Source organism: Streptomyces sp. NPDC058291, assembly GCF_042880855.1.
In the GTDB taxonomy this organism is placed as follows: domain Bacteria; phylum Actinomycetota; class Actinomycetes; order Streptomycetales; family Streptomycetaceae; genus Streptomyces.
In genome coordinates, this window is the sequence record NZ_JBHVYK010000020.1 from 56,400 (window position 1) to 74,033 (window position 17,634).

Consider the following 17,634-nt stretch of genomic DNA (forward strand, 5'->3'; position numbering starts at 1 on the left):
ACGCTCGAACCCGCCCCCCGGCTTCCTCCACAGGTTCGAGAAAGGGCTGTCAGAACTCTCGACAACACCACGGAGCACACCCGATGCTTCGTGACGCACTGACGCACTGACGGCACCGGTGGGGACGACCGGCTGCCGATCGCTGTCATGAAGCGGAGAAGTCATGATCCGACGCAGGACACTCCTGACGGCCACCGGCGGCGCGCTCCTCGGAAGCGCCCTCGCGACGGGCACCGCCCGGGCCGACGCCACCGTCGCCGTCAACCCCTCCACGACGTACGGAACCTGGGAGGGCTGGGGCACCTCCCTGGCCTGGTGGGCGAACGTCTTCGGCGCCCGGGACGACTTCGCCGACATCTTCTTCACGACCAAGTCGGTGTCCTACAACGGCAGGACCCTCCCCGGACTCGGTCTCAACATCGCCCGCTACAACCTGGGCGCGTGCAGCTGGAACACGGTGAGCGGCGCCTCGATGGCGGTCTCGCCCAACATCCCCGCCTTCAAACAGATCGAGGGCTACTGGCAGGACTGGAACAACGAGGACCCGACGTCCTCCGCCTGGGACTGGACGGCGGACGCGACCCAGCGCGCGATGCTGCAGAAGGCGGTGGCGCGCGGCGCGACGACGGAGCTGTTCGCCAACTCCCCCATGTGGTGGATGTGCGTGAACCACAACCCGTCCGGCGCCTCGGGCGGCGGCAACAACCTGCAGTCCTGGAACTACCGGCAGCACGCCTCCCACCTGGCGGCGGTCGCGTCGTACGCGAAGGCGAACTGGGGCGTGAACTTCGCGACGGTCGACGCCTTCAACGAGCCGTCGTCGTCCTGGTGGACGGCGACCGGGACGCAGGAGGGCTGCCACATGGACGCGACCGTCCAGGCCGCCGTACTTCCCTACCTGCGCAGCGAGTTGGACAAGCGCGGCCTGACGGCGACGAGGATCTCGGCCTCGGACGAGACGAGCTACGACCTCGCCCGCACCACCTGGAACTCCTTCTCGTCGACGACGAAGGGGTACGTCGACCGGGTCAACGTCCACGGCTACCAGGGCTCGGGCGGCCGCCGCGACCTGCTGTACACGGACGTGGTGACGACGGCCGGCAAGGCGCTGTGGAACTCCGAGACCGGCGACAAGGACGGCACGGGTCTCACCCTGGCGAGCAACCTGCTCTACGACTTCCGCTGGCTCCACCCGACGGCGTGGGTCTACTGGCAGGTCATGGACCCGTCGTCGGGCTGGGCGATGATCGCGTACGACCCGGACACCCTGGCGGCCGGCGCGGTCAGCACGAAGTACTACGTGATGGCCCAGTTCAGCCGTCACATCCGTCCCGGCATGACGATCCTGGACACGGGCGTGAGCTATGCGGCGGCGGCGCTCGACAGGACCGCGAAGCGCCTGGTCATCGTGGCCGCGAACACCTCCTCCTCGGCCCAGACGCTGACCTTCGACCTCTCCCGCTTCACGACGGTGACGGGCGGATCGTCGGGCCTGGTCCCCCGCTGGAACACGGTGACGAGCGGCTCGGGCGACCTCTACACGTCCCACTCGGACACGCACCTGAGCGGAAAGACGATCAGCGTCCCGTTCGCGGCGGGCGCGGTGCAGACCCTCCAGGTGGACGGGGTGACGATCTAGGCGGCTGCGGAGGCCCGGCGTCGGCCTGGGGGTCCGCGAGAGGGACGGTCCCGGCCGGTCAGGGGACGCGGATGATCTTGCCGACGGCGGTGCGGCCGGAGGACTCCGCCCGTTCCATCGCCTCGGCGACCTCCGCCAGCGGGAAACGGGCGGCGATCTGCGCGGTGAGCCACCCCTCGCGCAGCAACTCGAAGACCTGGGTGAGGTCGGAGCGCATCCGGGCCCGAACGCCTCGCCCTTGACCGAGCCGGGCTTGCCGGCCCCTGCCCAGACGTCGTAGAAGCTCGCGTGCCGGTCTACGGCCCCGTGGTGGGGCTCGGCGGTTCGCAGGCGACCCCGGCCGTGTGTCCGGCGACCTGCCCGGCGAGGTCACCACGCGGACTCCGCTGGACGAGGCGATGGCGCTGCTCGTCGACCTGCTGGCGGCGATCCGGGACCAGGGGCCCGAGCCGGTCGACAGCGGCGCCAGCGGCGACCGCGCGCTGGAGGGCCGGCTGCGGCGGTGGGCCCGCGCACAGGAACGGCCGGAGACCGCGCCGGACGTGGCCCGCGCCGCCACCCTGATCTGGACGCGGGTCCACGGGATCGTGAGCCTCGAACTCACCGGCGTCTTCGACAACCAGACGGTCGAGGCGCAGCGCCTGATCGACCTGGAGATCGACGACGCCGTCCAGTCCCTGGACACCCGCACCCCGGACACCCGCACCCCGGACACCCGGCCCCTGGACTCCCGGCCCCTGGACCCTCGACCCTCGACCCTGGACCCTGGACCCTGGACCCTCGACCCTCGACCCTCGACCCTCGACCCTCGACCCTCGACCCTCGACCCTCGACGAGCTGATCCTCAATCCGCGCCCCCTGGCCTGCAGATATCTCTCTTTCGTCAGCGGGCGGCGCTACGGTGTCATCCATGCGCCCCGACACGCCTGCCGAGAACGTCGATCACACCGCCGAAGCAGCACGCCTGGAGCGGACCGCCGGCCTGTATCCCGAGGACGCGGAAGCCCTGCTGCTGCAGGCCGCGGCCCACCGGGAACTGGCCGGCGACCGCCCCGCCGCGACGACCCTGTACGACCGCCTGCTGTCGTCCTCGGACGGCCTGGAGAACCCCCACCTGATCCGCGCCCTGAAGGCCTCGAACCTGTGGGAGTACGGTCACGAGGCGGAGGCCCGGGCCATCATCGACGGCATCCGGGCCGCGGCCCCCCGCGATCCGGCCCCCTGGGTGATCGTCGCGGAGTCCCTGGAGTCCCACGACGAGCTGGAAGCGGCGCAGAAGACGTTCACGGAGGGCGTGACCCTGCTCCTCGCGGACACCACGGAGGTCCCGCACGCCTCCCACTCCCTCCTCTTCGGCCGCCACCGCGTCCGCAGGATGCTGGGCGCCGCCCACGACGACTGGGACGTCCTCGCCGACACCCTCCACACCTCCCCCGTCTCCCTGGACGAGCTCCACGACCCCAAACGCGTCTGGTCCCTCGGCTCGGACAACCCGGCGGAACTCCAGGCGGAGATCTCCCGCCTGCGCGCCGAACTCGGCACCTACCGGGAGGAACTGTCCCGCCCGTTCCCGGTGGCGGTCCTGCACTGGCCGACGGGGGAGTTGGCGGAGCTGGTCGGGGCCTACCCGACGCTGTCGGACGAGTACCCCTCGCACGAGGAGCACCTGGCGACGATAGAGGCGTCCCTGCGCGAACTGTCCGCCTCGGGCACGCCCAACCTCGGCATCGTCACCGGCACGGTCCCCTCCTACGAGGCCTTCGCGGCCTCGGAGGGCACGTCCCCGTCCGACACCGACCTCCTCCCCCAGTACGCGACGACCCTGGCAGCCCGAGGCCGAGCCGTACGGTGGCCGCCGGAGCGGGGGGCGGGGTGCTGGTGCGGGTCGGGGCAGGGCTACGGGGAGTGCCACGGGGTCGGAGTGTGAGGAGGTCACGGATCGCCACTCAACGAACGAGAGATCCATTCGGATAACAAAGGTGGATCCACCGGGGGGGGCCGTCCCCCTTGGCCTGCGAGCGAGTCATCAGCTCTGCCACGCGAACCGCCACCCTCACCTCTCTGTCATGCCATTAAGTCAGCCCTATATCAGTGGAGAACCCTCATGTCAGACCAGAGTCCTGAAGGAATGCTGCCTGTCGATGTCGATTCTGGGGAGAGCGAAGAAGACGTCATAGACCGCCTTACTGCCGCCCGGGCAAGCATCTCGGCCACCGATTGGACGATCGAAACGATCGTCACGCAGATGCGGAAGGGGCGAATTGACCTTAACCCCAAATTCCAACGTCGCGCCGCTTGGACCAACCCCACCAAGAGTCGTTTCATTGAGTCCGCCATCCTCTCCTACCCAATTCCACAGATTGTCCTCGCAGAAAAGCCCGAACGCCCTGGACACTATTTCGTAATCGATGGAAAGCAACGACTCCTGGCGCTGCGTCAGTTCTATGCCGGCGAAGGACTGGACAAGGACGCCGACTTCGAGCCCTTCAAAATTACCGGCACGTCAATCCTGGAAAGCGTGCGCGGATACGACATCAAAAAGCTCGAGAACCAACGCGTTGATCTGTTTGATGCATTCGAGAACCACACGATCAGGACTGTATCGATCAAGGGCTGGGAGTCGGAAGACTTCCTTTACACGCTATTTCTGCGCTTGAACACGGGAAGCGTACCCCTGTCACCCCAGGAACTCCGCCAAGCGCTGGTTCCGGGAGAATTTGTAAACTTTGTGGATGAACAGTCGGGCGTTAGTCCAGGTCTACAGCACCTACTTGGCAACAAGGGGCCGGACCGTCGAATGATTGATGCCGAAATGCTGGTCCGCTATTTCGGTTTCCAGAATTCTCCGGTTAAGTACCGCGGAAACCTTAAGGATTTCCTGGACAAAACGTGCGTCCACTTCAACAAATTCTGGTCCTCAGCTCAGCGCGACATCATCGGGCAACTCTCTGACCTCGAGCGAGCGATCGACGTTGCACGGCAGATCTTCTCGGACGAAGGGGCTTGTCACAAGTGGTCTGGCGTTCGATGGGAACGAAGTCTCAATCGCGCGGTTTTCGACGTTCAGATCAACGCATTCACCGACGCTCGCGTACGAGACATCGCCCTGGGTCGGGCCAGCGAAGTTAACACGGCTTTCAAGCGGCTTTGTGTTGAGAACGACAGGTTTGTTGCTGCCATCACCAGCACAACGAAGAGCATAGACGCAACCAGGAATCGATTCGATATTTGGAATGCGACCCTCGAAGAAATCCTTGGAGTTACTCCCCGGCGTCCCGCATGCCTGGATGACTGAGCGGGGAGCCATGAATCTCGTATCAGATCTGAAGAGTGACATAGAGGAACTGAAGGATGCCCTTCTCGACGCAGACGCCCTCGCCGTCGCCCCGCCAGAGGATCTCACCCGACGCCAGCAACTTCTTATTACATCGTTCGTGATCCTCGCGCACGCGCACATTGAGGAGTTCATCGAGGAGCTTTTCATTTCCTACGTTGACGCGCGGACTGCCGAGATAACCGATGATTCAACGCCACACTGTTTCGTCCGACTTTCCTTGCACTTTTCTCCCGACCTCATCGGGCAGGGCGCAGGGAAATATCCAACGGTGCAAATTTGCCAAACGGCGATAAGCCTCTACCGTTCGAAGGTGGTGAAGATCAACAATGGACTAAAAGCTGCAAACATAGCCGCTCTAGCCAAGCCCCTCGGACTGAATGGGGACCAGCTTTCAGATAACTGTGTGCGGTTGTTCAGGTCCTTAAATACGCTTGGGGCAAAGCGCGGAAAAATGGCCCACACGTCATCTCAATCGACTAATGAGACCGTCTATGCCGACCAAGCCGTTAGGTGGGTGAATGATGTCGTAGACAACATCGATGAACTCGTCGACTTTCTCAACGGATCCATGCCGATCGCTACACCGGCGACATGATCGGTCTGCTTGTTCGACCGCTTCACGAAGACGGGCGCGTGATGCTCCGCCGATTCAGGTTGGTGGAGCTGTGGGGTGCGGTCACAGCACGCACAGCACGACGGCTAGGTTCTCCATCACGCTCGCGCCAACGTTCGCCCTCCCGACGTCAGTGGCCCCTGTTAGAACTGGTCATGGCAAACGAGCGATCAAGGGGGGCCAAGCGTGGTTCAGCCAGGGAATCTGTCACAACCTGTCGCGGGTGTGTATGAGGAGCTCATCACCGTAGGTATGCAGGCCCGGATCGACCAGCTCAACAGGGCCGGTTGGAAGCCGATTCACGCAGAGGTCAGCTCTGAGTCGTCGCCGCATGTACTGGCGCGCTACATCGGCGAAGCCGTGGGGCGACGGTTGAGTCAGCTCCCCCATGAAAGGCAGGTCGCGGCGGCGAACCAAATCATGCGGTCCCTGGTCAACAGCGTGCCAGATCCGGACGCGGACGAGGTGATGAGCACCATTGCGGACGGTCCTCGCCAACTCCTTGCCCTGGCCGAGCAGGAGGCGCTTGGTGTCTACGCCATCAGACCCCTTACTCCCCTGTCTGAGACCGCATTGATCACCAACGCACCGGACGACCCCAGCCTGGGAGCAGAACTGCGGGCAGAGCTCGCCACCGCTGACCACATCGACCTGCTCTGCGCGTTCGTGAAGTGGTACGGGATAAGGGTCCTTGAGGACTCGCTCCGCGCGGCCCATGCACGTGGCGTCCCCATCCGGGTCATCACGACCACCTACATGGGCGCTACCGACCGCCGCGCACTGGACCGGCTGGTGCGGGACTTCGGCGCTGAGGTGAAGGTCAACTACGAGATCAGGTCGACGCGCTTGCACGCGAAGGCTTGGCTGTTCCGACGCAACACGGGCTTCGACACGGCATACGTGGGCAGCTCCAATCTGTCGAAGGCAGCGCTGCTCGACGGTTTGGAGTGGAACGTACGTCTGTCCTCCGTCGCCACCCCAAGGGTCCTCGACAAGTTCGAGGCGACATTCGATGCGTACTGGGCAGACACGGCCTTCGAGGCATACGACCCCGATCGCGATGGCGAACGGCTAACTCGGGCACTCGCCCAGGCGGGCGGCACCGGACCCGCTGGGGAAATAAAAATCAGTCTCTCCGGTCTCGAAGTGCATCCGCTCCCGCATCAGAAGGACATGTTGGAGCGTCTTCGCGTTGGGCGCGACGTCCGAGGCCGCAATCGGAATCTGCTCGTCGCGGCGACGGGGACGGGCAAGACCGTCATGGCCGCACTTGACTACCGCAATATGCGAGACGCACGCGGCGGAAAACTTCCCCGCCTGCTCTTCGTCGCCCACCGCAAGGAAATCCTGCAACAGTCTCTGCGCACCTACCGAGAGGTGCTCGACAACGCCTCCTTCGGCGAGCTTCTGCACAGCGGCAAGGAGCCGCGCGACTGGACGCACGTCTTCGCCAGCGTCCAGTCCCTCAACCTCCAGCGCCTGGAGGAACTCGACCCCGAGCGGTTCGACGTCATCGTCATCGACGAGTTCCACCACGCCACGGCCGAGACATACCGGCGGGTCATCGAGCACTTCAGGCCGGCCGAGCTTCTGGGCCTCACGGCAACCCCGGAGCGGATGGACGGGCGCAATGTGCAGGATGAGTTTTTCAACGGACGGATTGCCGCCGAGCTACGGCTCTGGGAGGCATTGGAAAACGACCTGCTCTGCCCCTTCCACTACTTCGGGCTGCCAGACGGTACGAACCTGACCCGTCTCGACTGGCGTTCAGGCGTCTATGACCGGAATCAGCTCGGCCGCCTCTACACAGGTGACGAGGCTCGGGCCCGCATCGTCATCAAGCAGGTCGAGGACAAGACCTCGGCCCCTGCGGCGATGCGTGCGCTGGGATTCTGTGTGACCAAGGACCATGCTCACTTCATGGCGGAGTGCTTCCGCCGTGCGGGTTTCCAGGCAGCGGCGCTCGACAGTGACTCCAAACCTGAGGTGCGCCAAGGGACACTCGACGAACTCAAAGCAGGTCGCATCCAGGTGATCTTCTCCGTCGACCTGTTCAACGAGGGCCTGGACATTCCCGACGTCGACACCCTTCTGCTTCTGCGTCCCACCAATAGCGCGACAGTCTTCCTCCAGCAGCTCGGACGCGGACTGCGTCGTACGCCGAACAAGCCGGTCCTCACGGTCCTCGACTTCATCGGTCAGCACCGCGCCGAGTTCCGCTTCGAAGAGCAGTTCCGGGCTCTGACCAACTTCTCGCGCAACCGTCTGGTCGACAACATCAAGCAGGACTTCCCACAGTTGCCGTCGGGCTGTCAGATCATCCTGGAGGGCAAGTCCAAGGACCTCGTCCTCGACAACATTCGTACCCAGCTCAAGGCCACCATCACCACGCTGGCCAAGGAAGTGAGGGACTACAGCACCCCGCGGCTGGCTGACTACCTTCGCGAGAGCCGTCGCGATATCCAGGAGCTCTACAAGAGCGACAACTCCTGGACCAAGGTCTTGCGTAGGGCGGGGTTCATCCGCGAGCAAGAGCCACTGGGCGAAGCTGAGCTTCTCAGGCGTGTTCACGCCTTCCTGCACGTCGACGACCCGGACCGGATCCACGCGTACCTGCGTCTCGTCGCCGATAACGCCCCCGATTACGACTCGTTGTCCGAGCAGGACCAGGCATACGCCCGCATGCTCTTCTTCAACCTGTGGGACAACGCAGGCGGCTTCTCCAGCTACCGCCAAGGGCTCGAGTCGCTACGGGGCCAGTCGTCGCTACGTGACGAGCTGGAGCAGGTCCTGTCGTACGCCCTGGAAGAGGCTGATCATTTCCCCCTCCCGCTGGAGGGTTCGCTGGCTTCCATCCCGCTGAAGATTCACAGCTCCTACAACCGCTCCGAGATCCTCTCGGCGCTGGGGGTCGCCAAACTTGGCGGCCAGATGCCGCGGGCCTTTGGACAAGGAGTGCGGTGGGTGGAGGAATTCAACACCGACGCCCTTCTGATCACCCTGGAGAAGAGCGAACGGGACTTCTCTCCGACGGTCCGCTATAAGGACTACGCCCTCAGCCCGACCCGCTTCCATTGGGAGTCTCAGAGCACCACTCCGGCGGACTCCGCGACCGGCCTGCGGTACCGGCATCACGCCGAGCGGGGCAGTCACGTCCTGCTCTTCCTCCGCCGCTACAAGAACAACAGCATCGGCAAGGCCGAGCCGTGGATGCTTCTTGGGCCAGCCACCTACGCCGGCCACACCGGCAGCAAGCCCATGGCGATCACGTGGGATCTGCAGCACGAGCTTCCTGCCGATGTGAGCTCCTACGCATCCATCACGAGCTGACCTGCTCGCAGTTCAGGCAGAGCTTCCGATCTCTGCCTCGAAGTGCGTCTGCACCCGGTCGAGGAAGTCGTCCGCGTCCCGGCCGTGCGTGTGAAGCCAGTGGAGGAGGTCGGCGATGATGCCGATCGCTGCTTCCTCTGCTCGGGCCAAGCTCAACCGGCGGGAGCCGACGAGCATGACGTCCGGTGTCCCCTCTCCCCTGTAGGCGTCCAATAGCCCTTCGGCCCTCCTCATGTGCGGATCGTCGTGCGGCGAGGGCGACAGGCCCGGTTCCGCGGCCAACTCGCACCAGGTGACTTTTCTATCGGCGCGGGGTTCAACACCCCAGCGAACGGCCATGGCGTCGATGAGGGCCATTCCACGACCGCCTTCGGATTCAGCTCCCGTCTGGAGCAGGGTGGGGAGAGCTCGTGTGTCCGGATCCTGGATCTCGATCCGAACATGACCACCGTTCATGGAGACCGAGAGAGTGGTAGGCGTCCCCGGGCCCACGTGCGTGATGACGTTGGAAAGCAGTTCGGTCACGCAAAGTTGAGCGGCCTCGATCACTTCAGGAAGTCCCCACAGCCCCAGGTGGAGGCGCATCAGCCGCCGAAGCGCCGTCGCCTCCTCCGGTTTCGCTACGAAGGCAAGGTTCCACGGCTTCCTGAGTGTGCGCTGGTCGTTGTCCACCATGACGAGACCCTTCCGACGGAACTCCTGTTGCTCCATGCAATCGGCCACATACTGAGAGTTGCATTGAAACTCTCAAAATGGAACTCTCATCTTGCACGGGCAGGAGTGCGGACCGGGGAACGCGCCCCCGCGCACGCCGTCTTGTCCCGGCGCTCCGACAACGAGCACGATCTATCCGATCCACACGAAGGGCCTTGGACATGGCAATTGGACCCACCACCCGCAGACGCCAACTCGGTGCCGCCCTACGTCGTCTGCGCGAGGCAAAGGGACTCCCTCTGGAAGAGGCGGGCGCACGCGTGGGGATCTCCAAGGCGACTCTGAGCCGTTACGAGACCAAGGAGGGTGCCGTCAAATGGCCAGCGGTCGATGCCCTGTGCCGCGAGTACGAGGCGTCTGATGAAGAACGGCTGGCCTTGGTCGAACTCGCCAAGGGGGCCAAGATTCAGGGTTGGTGGCGCTCACTGGCCGACTCCATCCCGGATTCCATGAATCTCATGCTGACACTCGAGGACGAGGTCATCCGCGAGGACCACTACGCCTGCATGTACATCCCTGGCCTTCTCCAAACGCGCGCCTACGCCGAAGCCGTACATCGGGCCTCCGAGGTGCAGTGCTCTGAGCAGGAGGTCCAGCACATGGTCGACATCCGCATGAAGCGGCAGGAACTGCTCGACCGAGAGGAGCCGCCTCATCTCTGGTGCGTGATTGATGAGGCAGCGGTACGACGCCTGGTGGGCGGCAACGACGTCATGCGGGAGCAGCTCCACCACCTACTTGCAGCATCCCAACGCCCCCACGTGACCGTCCAGGTACTGCCGTTCTCCAAGGGGGCTCACGCGGCAGCCGTAGGCAGCTTCGCCGTCCTCCGAGGCCCGTCCAGAGAGTTGGACGTGGTCTACGTGGACCTGATCGGAGGTGGGCTGTTCATGGAGAAGCCGCAAGAACTGGAGCGCTATAGGTCGGCGTTCGAGTACCTCAGTGCGCAGGCGCTCGACCTGGAGTCTTCAGCACAGATCATTGACCGCATAAGCAAGGAGTCCTGATGACTTCGCCCTCCCCGCACGAATGGTTCAAGTCCTCCCACAGCGGAGGCAGTGGAACTGAGTGCGTGGAGTGCGCGCGAGGCGAGGCCAGCTTCCTAGTGCGCGACTCCAAGTGCCAGCACGGGCCGGTGGTAGCTGTCCGACATCACACGTGGGATTCCTTCATAGCGGCGTTGCGGCGGGGAGCGCTGGAAGGCGGCTGAGGGGACTAATAGGGCAGCGAGCAACGTGATCAACGAGGTTCGAGCGCGGGCCCCGGTCGACGAACCTCTAACCCAAGGGCAAGAGTTCCTTCTTGTGAGGGCACCCGGCAACGTCGCCGTTGGGGAGGGCATCCGCACCCTGGCTCGTGGTCCGGCGCACGAACTGCGGCTGCCGCGTTCGACTTCTGGCTCTTCGACTCGAAGATCCTCGCCCGTTTCGCCTTCGACGACGAGGCCACCACCGTCGGCGCGTACGTCACCTAGGACCGGCCGAAGTCCTCGCCGCCTGTCAGGCTCGCGGCACCGCCTGGCACCACGCCGTACGTGCCGGAGAGTTTGCAGACCGGGTACGTTCCACCGCGTGAGCACGGGCTGCCAGACCGCCAGAGGAGCCCTCGGTGCCCGGCTGCGAAGCTCTCATGACGGGCCGGATGACCCTGACGCAACACTGAGCTCTTCGACCCAGCGGTGGCCGTGGTGCGTGGACAGTGCAGGCGAGGTCAGACGACTGTGACCCACGCCACCGGAACTGTCTCCCCCGTTCGGAGAGGTAGGTGTGTGAGGTCCAACGGAGAGAGTGAAGAGGTGGGTGGGGGCGACGGTGGGGACCTGTTGCGGGGGCGGGTTCGGGGTGGGGAGCGGGCTGCGTTCGGGGAGCTGTACGAGTTGTACGCGACCGCCGTCTACAACCATGCCCTGCGGCTCACCGGTGACTGGTCGGTCGCCGAGGAGGTCCTGTCGGAGACGTTCCTGGCCGCCTGGCGGGGGCGGGCTGACGTGGCCGCCGAGGGCGGGTCGTTGCGGCCCTGGCTGTTCGGGATCGCCACCAACAAGGCGCGCAACGCGGACCGGAGTCTGCGGCGGCGGCTGGTCTTTCTCGCCCGGCGGTCCGAGGAGGACGTGGTCGCCGACTTCGCCGAGGACACCGTCGGACGGCTGGACGACTCCCGTCGGCTCGCCGAGGTGCGGCGGGTGCTCGGACGGCTCAGGCGGCACGAACGGGAGGTCATCGCCCTGTGCGTGTGGGGTGGGCTGGACTACGTCCAGGCCGCCGAGGCGCTCGGGGTGCCGGTGGGGACCGTCCGGTCCCGGCTGTCCCGGGCCCGTGCGCGGCTGCGGGGGCTGGTCGAGGGGGAAGAACGTCAAAGACGTACGTCGCATAACTCGCGTACAGGATTTATGGAACCGCGTGCCCGTCGCGGAGAGGTAGAGAGTGAGACCGCGTTCGCGGTCCTGCCCCTTCAGGAGGAAGCCCGATGAACGCCACTCCGGCCGGGTCCCCGCGGTCGGCGCACCAGCAGGGTGAGCGCTCGGAACTCGACGAACTGGGGGAACTGGCACGGTTGTTGCCGGCCGGTCCCGTCGAGCAGGTGCTGCCTCCCGGGCGTCGTTCCCATCACAAGGACGTTCTGATGCAGCTCATCGATCGCGATCGCCGTGACGAGACGGAGGGCGCCCGCCCGCTGCCGAGGGCCCAACGGCCCCGTCGGGCCCTCCAGCCGACCCGACCCGTCCTCGTCGCCGGAGCCGTCGCCGTCGCGCTGGCCGCAGGTCTCACCGTCGGGCTGGGCGCGGGACGGCACGGCGGGGGCACTGCCGCCCAGGCGGCCCCTCACGGCACGCCCACCGCGGGCAGTCGCGGCGCCGTCGTCACGCTCGACCGGATCGCCGCCGTCGCCATGGACACCGCCGTGCAGTCGGTCACGGAGGACCAGTTCGTCTACGTCCGCAGCCGGGTGGCCTCGAACGTGGGTGAGTGGGGGAAGCCCGTGAAGCTCGGGCCGTTGCACGAGCGGAAGGTGTGGTTCTCGCAGCAGCAGGGGCCCGTGACCGACGTCGGGCTGATCCGTGAGGACGGGCAGGACTGGCCGATCGAGGTCGGGGTGCCGGACGGCACGAACCCGAGGGACTCCGCGGTGCCGGCCGGCGTCCGGCGGCCCACCTACGCCTGGCTGGCCTCGCTGCCCACCGAGCCGGGACGCCTGCTCGAGAGGCTCTACGCCGAGACCCCCGTCGTGAAGGGCGACGACCGCGACCAGGCGGTCTTCGACCGGATCGGCGATCTCGTCGAGGAGCAGATCATGCCGTCCGCCACGGCCGCCGCCGTCTACAAGGCCACCGCCCGCATCCCCGGCGTGACCGAGGTGCGCGACGCGGTGGACGCCGTCGGACGGCACGGCATCGCCATCGCCCGTGAGGACGTCGCGCACGGCACCCGCACCGAGTGGATCTTCGACGCCCGCAGCCTGGACTACCTCGGGCAGCGCACCGTCTTCAGTCGGGACACCGAACAGGCCAAGGCGGGGACGGTCTTCGACACCACGGCCGTGTTGGAACGCGCCGTCGTCGACAAGCGAGGCCTGGAGCCCGGCCCGCACCGCCGCGCCGGGCGGGGCTAGGGCCTGTCGTTCGGATCGGGCTGAAGGAGTCCGACGGTCCTGGTCACCGCCGTGAGCGGGGCTTGGTGCGTGCAGCTGCGAGGCGGAGGAGGGAGTCGACGCGGTGGGGGCCCCTCCCGCTCGAGCGAAGCCGAGAGCGGGGGAGTCGGCGCCGACGACAACGCCGCAGATGCGCGTGCCGGGCCCCGCGTCTGCGGACTGATCCACACGACAGGCCTCTAGGGCGCCCGTCTCGCCGCGGCCGTGCGGACCTTCTTCGTGCGGCCGTGCTCGGCCAGGAAGGCGAGGACGTGCGGGGAGGTGTCGGGGGCTTCGACGAGTCGGCGCTGGAGCCAGTCCGAGGCGGCGGTGAGGGCGGTGGCCATGGCCGCCGCCTGGGAGGGGACCGGCAGGGGGGTGGCCGGCAGGACTGTCCGGGGCGCGGGATGCGTCGGGGCGGGCGGGCTCGGCGGGCGGGAGGGGGCGCTGAGGGCGCGGAGCAAGGTCCATTCCGCGAGGCGGGTCGTCAGGAAGGCGTCCTCCCGCACGGCCTCCGCCATGGCCTGCGCCCAGGACTGCCAGCTCGCGTCGTCCGCGACGGTGGCGCGGGGGATCGCCGCGGCCCTTCGGTCCAGGTGCCGGACCACCGCCGAACGGGCCATCGTGCGGTCCTCGTCGGCCAGGACACGGCGGACGAGGGAGGCCTCCTCGGCGGCCGGGACCCGGGCGAGGGCGTCCAGGTACGCGGCGAACCGCGCGTGCTCCGGGGGTTCGGCGTCGGCTTGCGGGCCTTGCGGGCCGGTGCTCGGGAGGAAGGCCTTCACCGCCTCGTACAGGGCTTCCGGCCGGTCCAGGTGGACGTCATGGGCGGCGTCCGGGACGACCGTGAGCCGGATGCCGGTCGCGCGGTGGGCCCGGGACCGCATCTCCGTCGCCTCCTGCGGCGGCGTCGTCCCCTGCTCGCCCCGGATCACCAGGGTGGGGCAGGTCACCTGGGACCACTGCTCCCAGTAGTCCGCCGTGGCGAGTTCGGCCACCGCCGCGACCATCGTGTCGCGGTCGATCCGGGCGTGTCCGCGGCCGTCCTCCCGCCAGTCAAGGCCTCGCGCCCACGCCTCGTGGCCGAGGAAGGCGACGGCCTGGTCGAAGCTCGTGAACGGCGTCGGCCAGCTGTCCAGCCAGCCGGCGATCTGTCCCGGGAGCTCCGGGGCACCGCCCGCCGGGCCGGCCTCCACCAGGACGAGGGCGGCGACGCGGGACGGGTGGGCCGCCGCCGTCAGCAGGGCCGTCAGGCCGCCCAGGGACTGACCGAGGAGTACCGCCGGGGGCAGGGCGAGGGCCTCCATCAGCGCCACGACGTCCCGGACGGCCGCCGCTCTCGTCATGTCCGGCGGTGTGCGGGTGCTCGCGCCGTGCCCCCGGGCGTCGTGCCTCACCACGCGGTGGCCGTCGGCGAGCAGACGCGCGGTCAGGTCGTCCCATTCGCCGAGGTGGCCCGCGAGTCCGTGCAGGAGCAGCACGGGGGTCGCGGGCGCGAGGCCGGCCGGGGGCTCGTGGTCGGAGTACGCGAGAGTCGTGCCGTCGGGTGTGACGAGGGTGGGCAACTCGGAGTCCTTTCCCGCTCGGGACGACGGGCGGTCGGCGGCCGGTCGCCGGGGGTGTTCGGGCGGCGGCCGGGGGGCGGGTTAGCCTCGTCGATGAGCTGGATGATCAGGGCGAGGAGGCAGACGATGGCGAAGGTTCCCAGTGCGGTGATCGCGGCGGGCGGGCTGGTCGGCGGGTACGGCGTGGCCCGGTGGACCAGGCAGCGGCCGCTGGGCGGGGTGGTCCTGGCGGTCGCGGGGGCCGCGGCCGCGCAGCGGTGGCGGCAGCAGGCCGGCGGCAAGGCGGCGGGAGCGCTGAGCGTCGCGTACGTCGCGGCCTTCGCCGGGTCGCATCCGCTGTCGAAGAAGGTCGGTCCGTGGCCGTCGGTGTTCGGCGTGGCGGGCGCGGTCGCCCTCGCGTCGTGGGCGGTGGCGGACCGGCGCGGCTGAGCCGCCGGCCGCCGGGGAAGCGCCCAGAGCACTGTCGGCACCGCGGCTTCCGGGCGCTTGTGCCGACCCGGGCCGGGCGCACGGGTCGTGGGCTGGTGCCGTGGGGTGGGGCCGTGTGGTGGGGCCATGAGACCGGCTCGCGGGATCGGGCCACGGGTTCGCGTCATGGGCATCGTGCGCGGATCGTGGCAGGTCGGGGGCGCGGGTCATAGGCATCGTGCGCGGGTCGTGGTCTGATCCGTGGGCCCGGGCCATAGGCGCGGTTCGTGGACTCGGGCCGTAGGCGGGTCGTGGCTGGGCCGTGAGGTCGGGCCGCGGGGCGGGGCGTGGGCTCGCGTGTGGCGCGGCGGGCTGTCCTGGCCGATCTGTGCCAGGGCGATCATGATCGCATCGCGTCCCTCTCCGATGCGCCGGTGGGCCGTCCCCCTGTCCGTGCCCCCGCCCCCGCTCTCTCCCGCGGTTCCGCTCCCGCCCCGGCGCCTGTCGCCGTCCCCACCCCTGGCCCCGTCCCCGTCCTCGACCGGAACGCCCGTCGATACCCCTGCGGGCTCGTGCCGGCGACCTTGCGGAAGCACTCGCGGAAGGCCGTCGGGGAGCCGAAACCCGCCTGGGCGGCGATCCGTTCCACCGGGTAGCCCGTCGACTCCAGCAGGTGCTGCGCACGTCGCACCCGCGCCCGGTGCAGCCAGCGCAGCGGCGTCGTCCCGGTCTGCTCGCGGAACCGGCGGTTGAGGGTGCGGGCGCTCATGCCGGCCCGCTCGGCGATCCGGTTCAGCGTCAGATCGTCGGCGCAGTTGTCCTCCAGCCAGACCAGGAGGGGTTCGAGGGTCGCGCCGGACGGGGCGGGCGACAGATCGTGGACGATGAACTGGGCCTGGCCGCCCTCCCGTTCGAGTGGCATGACCGACATCCGGGCCGCCTGCGCGGCGACCGCCGAACCGTAGTCCTTGCGGATCATGTGCAGGCACATGTCCAGGGCCGCCGCCGCGCCCGCCGAGGTGAGGAAGCGGTCGTGGTCGACGTAGAGGACGTTCGGGTCGACCTCCACCTTCGGGTAACGCTCGGCCAGTTCCCGCGCCGCGACCCAGTGCGTGGTCGCGCGCAGCCCGTCCAGTAGGCCCGTCGCGGCGAACAGGAACGCGCCGACGCAGACGGAGGCGATCCGGGTGCCGTCGGCCGCCGCGTCGCGCAGCGCCTCCGCGACGCCCGGCGGCAGTTCCTCGGGCGGGTTCGCGACGCCCGGCAGGATGATCGTGTCCGCCTCGGCCAGCGCTTCGACACCGTACGGCGCGCGCACGGTGAACGCCCCCGCGCTCACCTCTCCGGAGGCGGACGGCGAGCAGACCCGAACCCGGTACGCCGGGCGGCCGTCGGGCAGCCGCGCCCAGCCGAAGGCGTCGATGGGGGCGGACAGATCGAAGGGGACGACCCCGTCCAGGACCAGTACGGCGACGGTGTGCATGGCGGGAGCCTAGGCAGCCGACGGGTTTCCGCCAAACGCGCGGGAGAGGTGACCGGCGGGAGCAGATGCGACCGGCGGAAGCAGGGCCGACCGGCGGGAGCAGGGCCGACCGGCGGGAGCAGGGCCGACCGGCGGGAGCGGCGGGGAGGCGGGTGCCGTCCGAGCTGTTCCGCCCAGGCGGCCAGGCTGGCTCCCTTGGTGGGCGGCCTGGTGGGCGGCTCACCGGCACACCTGGCGGGAATCCGTCGCCCTCCGGCATTCCTGCCACTTCTGCACGATCTTCACGCGCTTTAGCGTCGCTCCGTGACCAAGTTCCTCCTCGCCGTCCACGTCCTCGCCGCGATCATCGCCGTCGGGCCCGTGACCGTCGCCGCCAGCATGTTCCCGCCCGCCGCGCGCAAGGCGCTGGCCGCACCCGACGACACGGGAGCGACCGGGACCGTGCGGCTGCTGCACCGCATCTGCCAGGTGTACGCGGCCGTCGGCATCGCCGTCCCCGTCTTCGGGTTCGCCACCGCCGGAGCGATGGGGGTCATGGGCGATCCCTGGCTGATCGCGTCGATCGTGCTGACCGTGCTGGCGGCCGGCGTGCTGCTGCTCCTCGTGCTGCCGCGCCAGGAGGTGCTCGTGGAAGGACAGGGCGGGCCCGGGACGACGGTCCGACTGGCCATGTTCACCGGGGTGTTCAACCTGCTGTGGGCCACGGTGACGATCCTGATGATCGTCCGGCCGGGGTCGACGACGGGCACGTGAACGGCCGCCCGGCGGGGCTGGCTCCCCCCTGTCCGCCCATCCCGCCGGCCTCGCCCATCCCGTCGGCCTCGCCCATCCCGCCCATCCCGCCGGTCCCGCCCATCCCGCTGGTCCCGCCAGTCCCGCTGGTCCCGCCCATCCCGCTGGTCCCGCCAGTCCCGCCCG

At 68.0% G+C, this 17,634-nt stretch carries 15 protein-coding genes and 1 pseudogene; 12 read left to right on the top strand and 4 right to left on the bottom strand.

Translation table 11 applies throughout. The features are described 5' to 3' along the window. The first annotated feature begins 163 nt into the window (after nt 1–163). The gene (locus ACFVYK_RS13160; protein ID WP_389772465.1) at nt 164–1,639 is read left to right on the top strand and encodes a beta-1,6-galactanase; all 1,476 of its coding nucleotides are present in this window, start codon (nt 164–166) and stop codon (nt 1,637–1,639) included. 58 nt (nt 1,640–1,697) lie between these two features. On the opposite strand, the gene ACFVYK_RS13165 is transcribed toward ACFVYK_RS13160, so the two are convergent. Next, complete coding sequence (locus ACFVYK_RS13165) at nt 1,698–1,856, bottom strand: zinc-binding dehydrogenase (protein WP_389772468.1); 159 nt, start codon at nt 1,854–1,856, stop codon at nt 1,698–1,700. A gap of 127 nt (nt 1,857–1,983) precedes the next feature. Between ACFVYK_RS13165 and ACFVYK_RS13170 the strand changes: the two are divergent. From ACFVYK_RS13170 to ACFVYK_RS13190, 5 genes and pseudogenes are all read left to right on the top strand, one after another. Next, nucleotides 1,984–2,292, top strand: a pseudogene (locus ACFVYK_RS13170) (TetR-like C-terminal domain-containing protein); the annotation flags it as partial. A 257-nt stretch (nt 2,293–2,549) separates the two neighbouring features. Further along, a complete protein-coding gene (locus tag ACFVYK_RS13175; RefSeq protein WP_389772471.1) occupies nt 2,550–3,566 on the top strand; it encodes an SEC-C domain-containing protein in 1,017 nt (338 codons plus the stop codon). Between the two features lie 177 nt (nt 3,567–3,743). After that, nucleotides 3,744–4,934 (top strand): DUF262 domain-containing protein, encoded by a 1,191-nt coding sequence (locus ACFVYK_RS13180; protein ID WP_389772474.1) that lies wholly within the window; start codon nt 3,744–3,746, stop codon nt 4,932–4,934. A gap of 10 nt (nt 4,935–4,944) precedes the next feature. Beyond that, nucleotides 4,945–5,571, top strand: a complete 627-nt coding sequence (locus ACFVYK_RS13185; RefSeq protein WP_389772477.1) for a HEPN domain-containing protein — start codon at nt 4,945–4,947, stop codon at nt 5,569–5,571. A gap of 204 nt (nt 5,572–5,775) precedes the next feature. Further along, complete coding sequence (locus tag ACFVYK_RS13190; protein WP_389772480.1) at nt 5,776–8,919, top strand: DUF3427 domain-containing protein; 3,144 nt, start codon at nt 5,776–5,778, stop codon at nt 8,917–8,919. Between the two features lie 12 nt (nt 8,920–8,931). Here the strand turns inward: ACFVYK_RS13190 and ACFVYK_RS13195 are convergent, their stop codons facing one another. Further along, a complete protein-coding gene (locus ACFVYK_RS13195) occupies nt 8,932–9,594 on the bottom strand; it encodes an ATP-binding protein (protein ID WP_389772582.1) in 663 nt (220 codons plus the stop codon). Between the two features lie 200 nt (nt 9,595–9,794). Here ACFVYK_RS13195 and ACFVYK_RS13200 point away from each other — a divergent pair, with 200 nt between their 5' ends. From ACFVYK_RS13200 to ACFVYK_RS13215, 4 genes are all read left to right on the top strand, one after another. Next, nucleotides 9,795–10,640 (top strand): helix-turn-helix domain-containing protein, encoded by an 846-nt coding sequence (locus ACFVYK_RS13200; protein WP_389772483.1) that lies wholly within the window; start codon nt 9,795–9,797, stop codon nt 10,638–10,640. After that, nucleotides 10,640–10,843, top strand: coding sequence for a DUF397 domain-containing protein (locus ACFVYK_RS13205; protein WP_389772485.1), 204 nt, complete (start codon nt 10,640–10,642; stop codon nt 10,841–10,843). Before ACFVYK_RS13200 ends, ACFVYK_RS13205 begins: the two co-directional genes overlap by 1 nt. Nucleotides 10,844–11,455: 612 nt before the next feature. Next, entirely contained in the window at nt 11,456–12,103 is a 648-nt protein-coding gene (locus ACFVYK_RS13210) for an RNA polymerase sigma factor (protein ID WP_389772585.1), read from the top strand. Further along, nucleotides 12,100–13,242, top strand: coding sequence for a CU044_5270 family protein (locus tag ACFVYK_RS13215; RefSeq protein WP_389772488.1), 1,143 nt, complete (start codon nt 12,100–12,102; stop codon nt 13,240–13,242). Before ACFVYK_RS13210 ends, ACFVYK_RS13215 begins: the two co-directional genes overlap by 4 nt. Nucleotides 13,243–13,460: 218 nt before the next feature. Here the strand turns inward: ACFVYK_RS13215 and ACFVYK_RS13220 are convergent, their stop codons facing one another. Beyond that, nucleotides 13,461–14,825 carry an alpha/beta fold hydrolase gene (locus tag ACFVYK_RS13220; protein ID WP_389772491.1) on the bottom strand — a complete coding sequence of 455 codons (1,365 nt, stop codon included), beginning with the start codon at nt 14,823–14,825 and terminating at the stop codon, nt 13,461–13,463. Between the two features lie 126 nt (nt 14,826–14,951). Here ACFVYK_RS13220 and ACFVYK_RS13225 point away from each other — a divergent pair, with 126 nt between their 5' ends. Further along, the gene (locus ACFVYK_RS13225; protein WP_389772493.1) at nt 14,952–15,254 is read left to right on the top strand and encodes a hypothetical protein; all 303 of its coding nucleotides are present in this window, start codon (nt 14,952–14,954) and stop codon (nt 15,252–15,254) included. A 379-nt stretch (nt 15,255–15,633) separates the two neighbouring features. Here ACFVYK_RS13225 and ACFVYK_RS13230 read toward each other — a convergent pair whose 3' ends face one another. Continuing rightward, nucleotides 15,634–16,716: a GlxA family transcriptional regulator gene (locus ACFVYK_RS13230; protein WP_389772495.1), complete on the bottom strand. Its 1,083-nt coding sequence runs from the start codon at nt 16,714–16,716 to the stop codon at nt 15,634–15,636. Between the two features lie 303 nt (nt 16,717–17,019). Between ACFVYK_RS13230 and ACFVYK_RS13235 the strand changes: the two genes are divergently transcribed. Continuing rightward, nucleotides 17,020–17,469 carry a hypothetical protein gene (locus ACFVYK_RS13235; protein WP_389772497.1) on the top strand — a complete coding sequence of 150 codons (450 nt, stop codon included), beginning with the start codon at nt 17,020–17,022 and terminating at the stop codon, nt 17,467–17,469. The last annotated feature ends 165 nt before the right edge of the window (nt 17,470–17,634 follow it).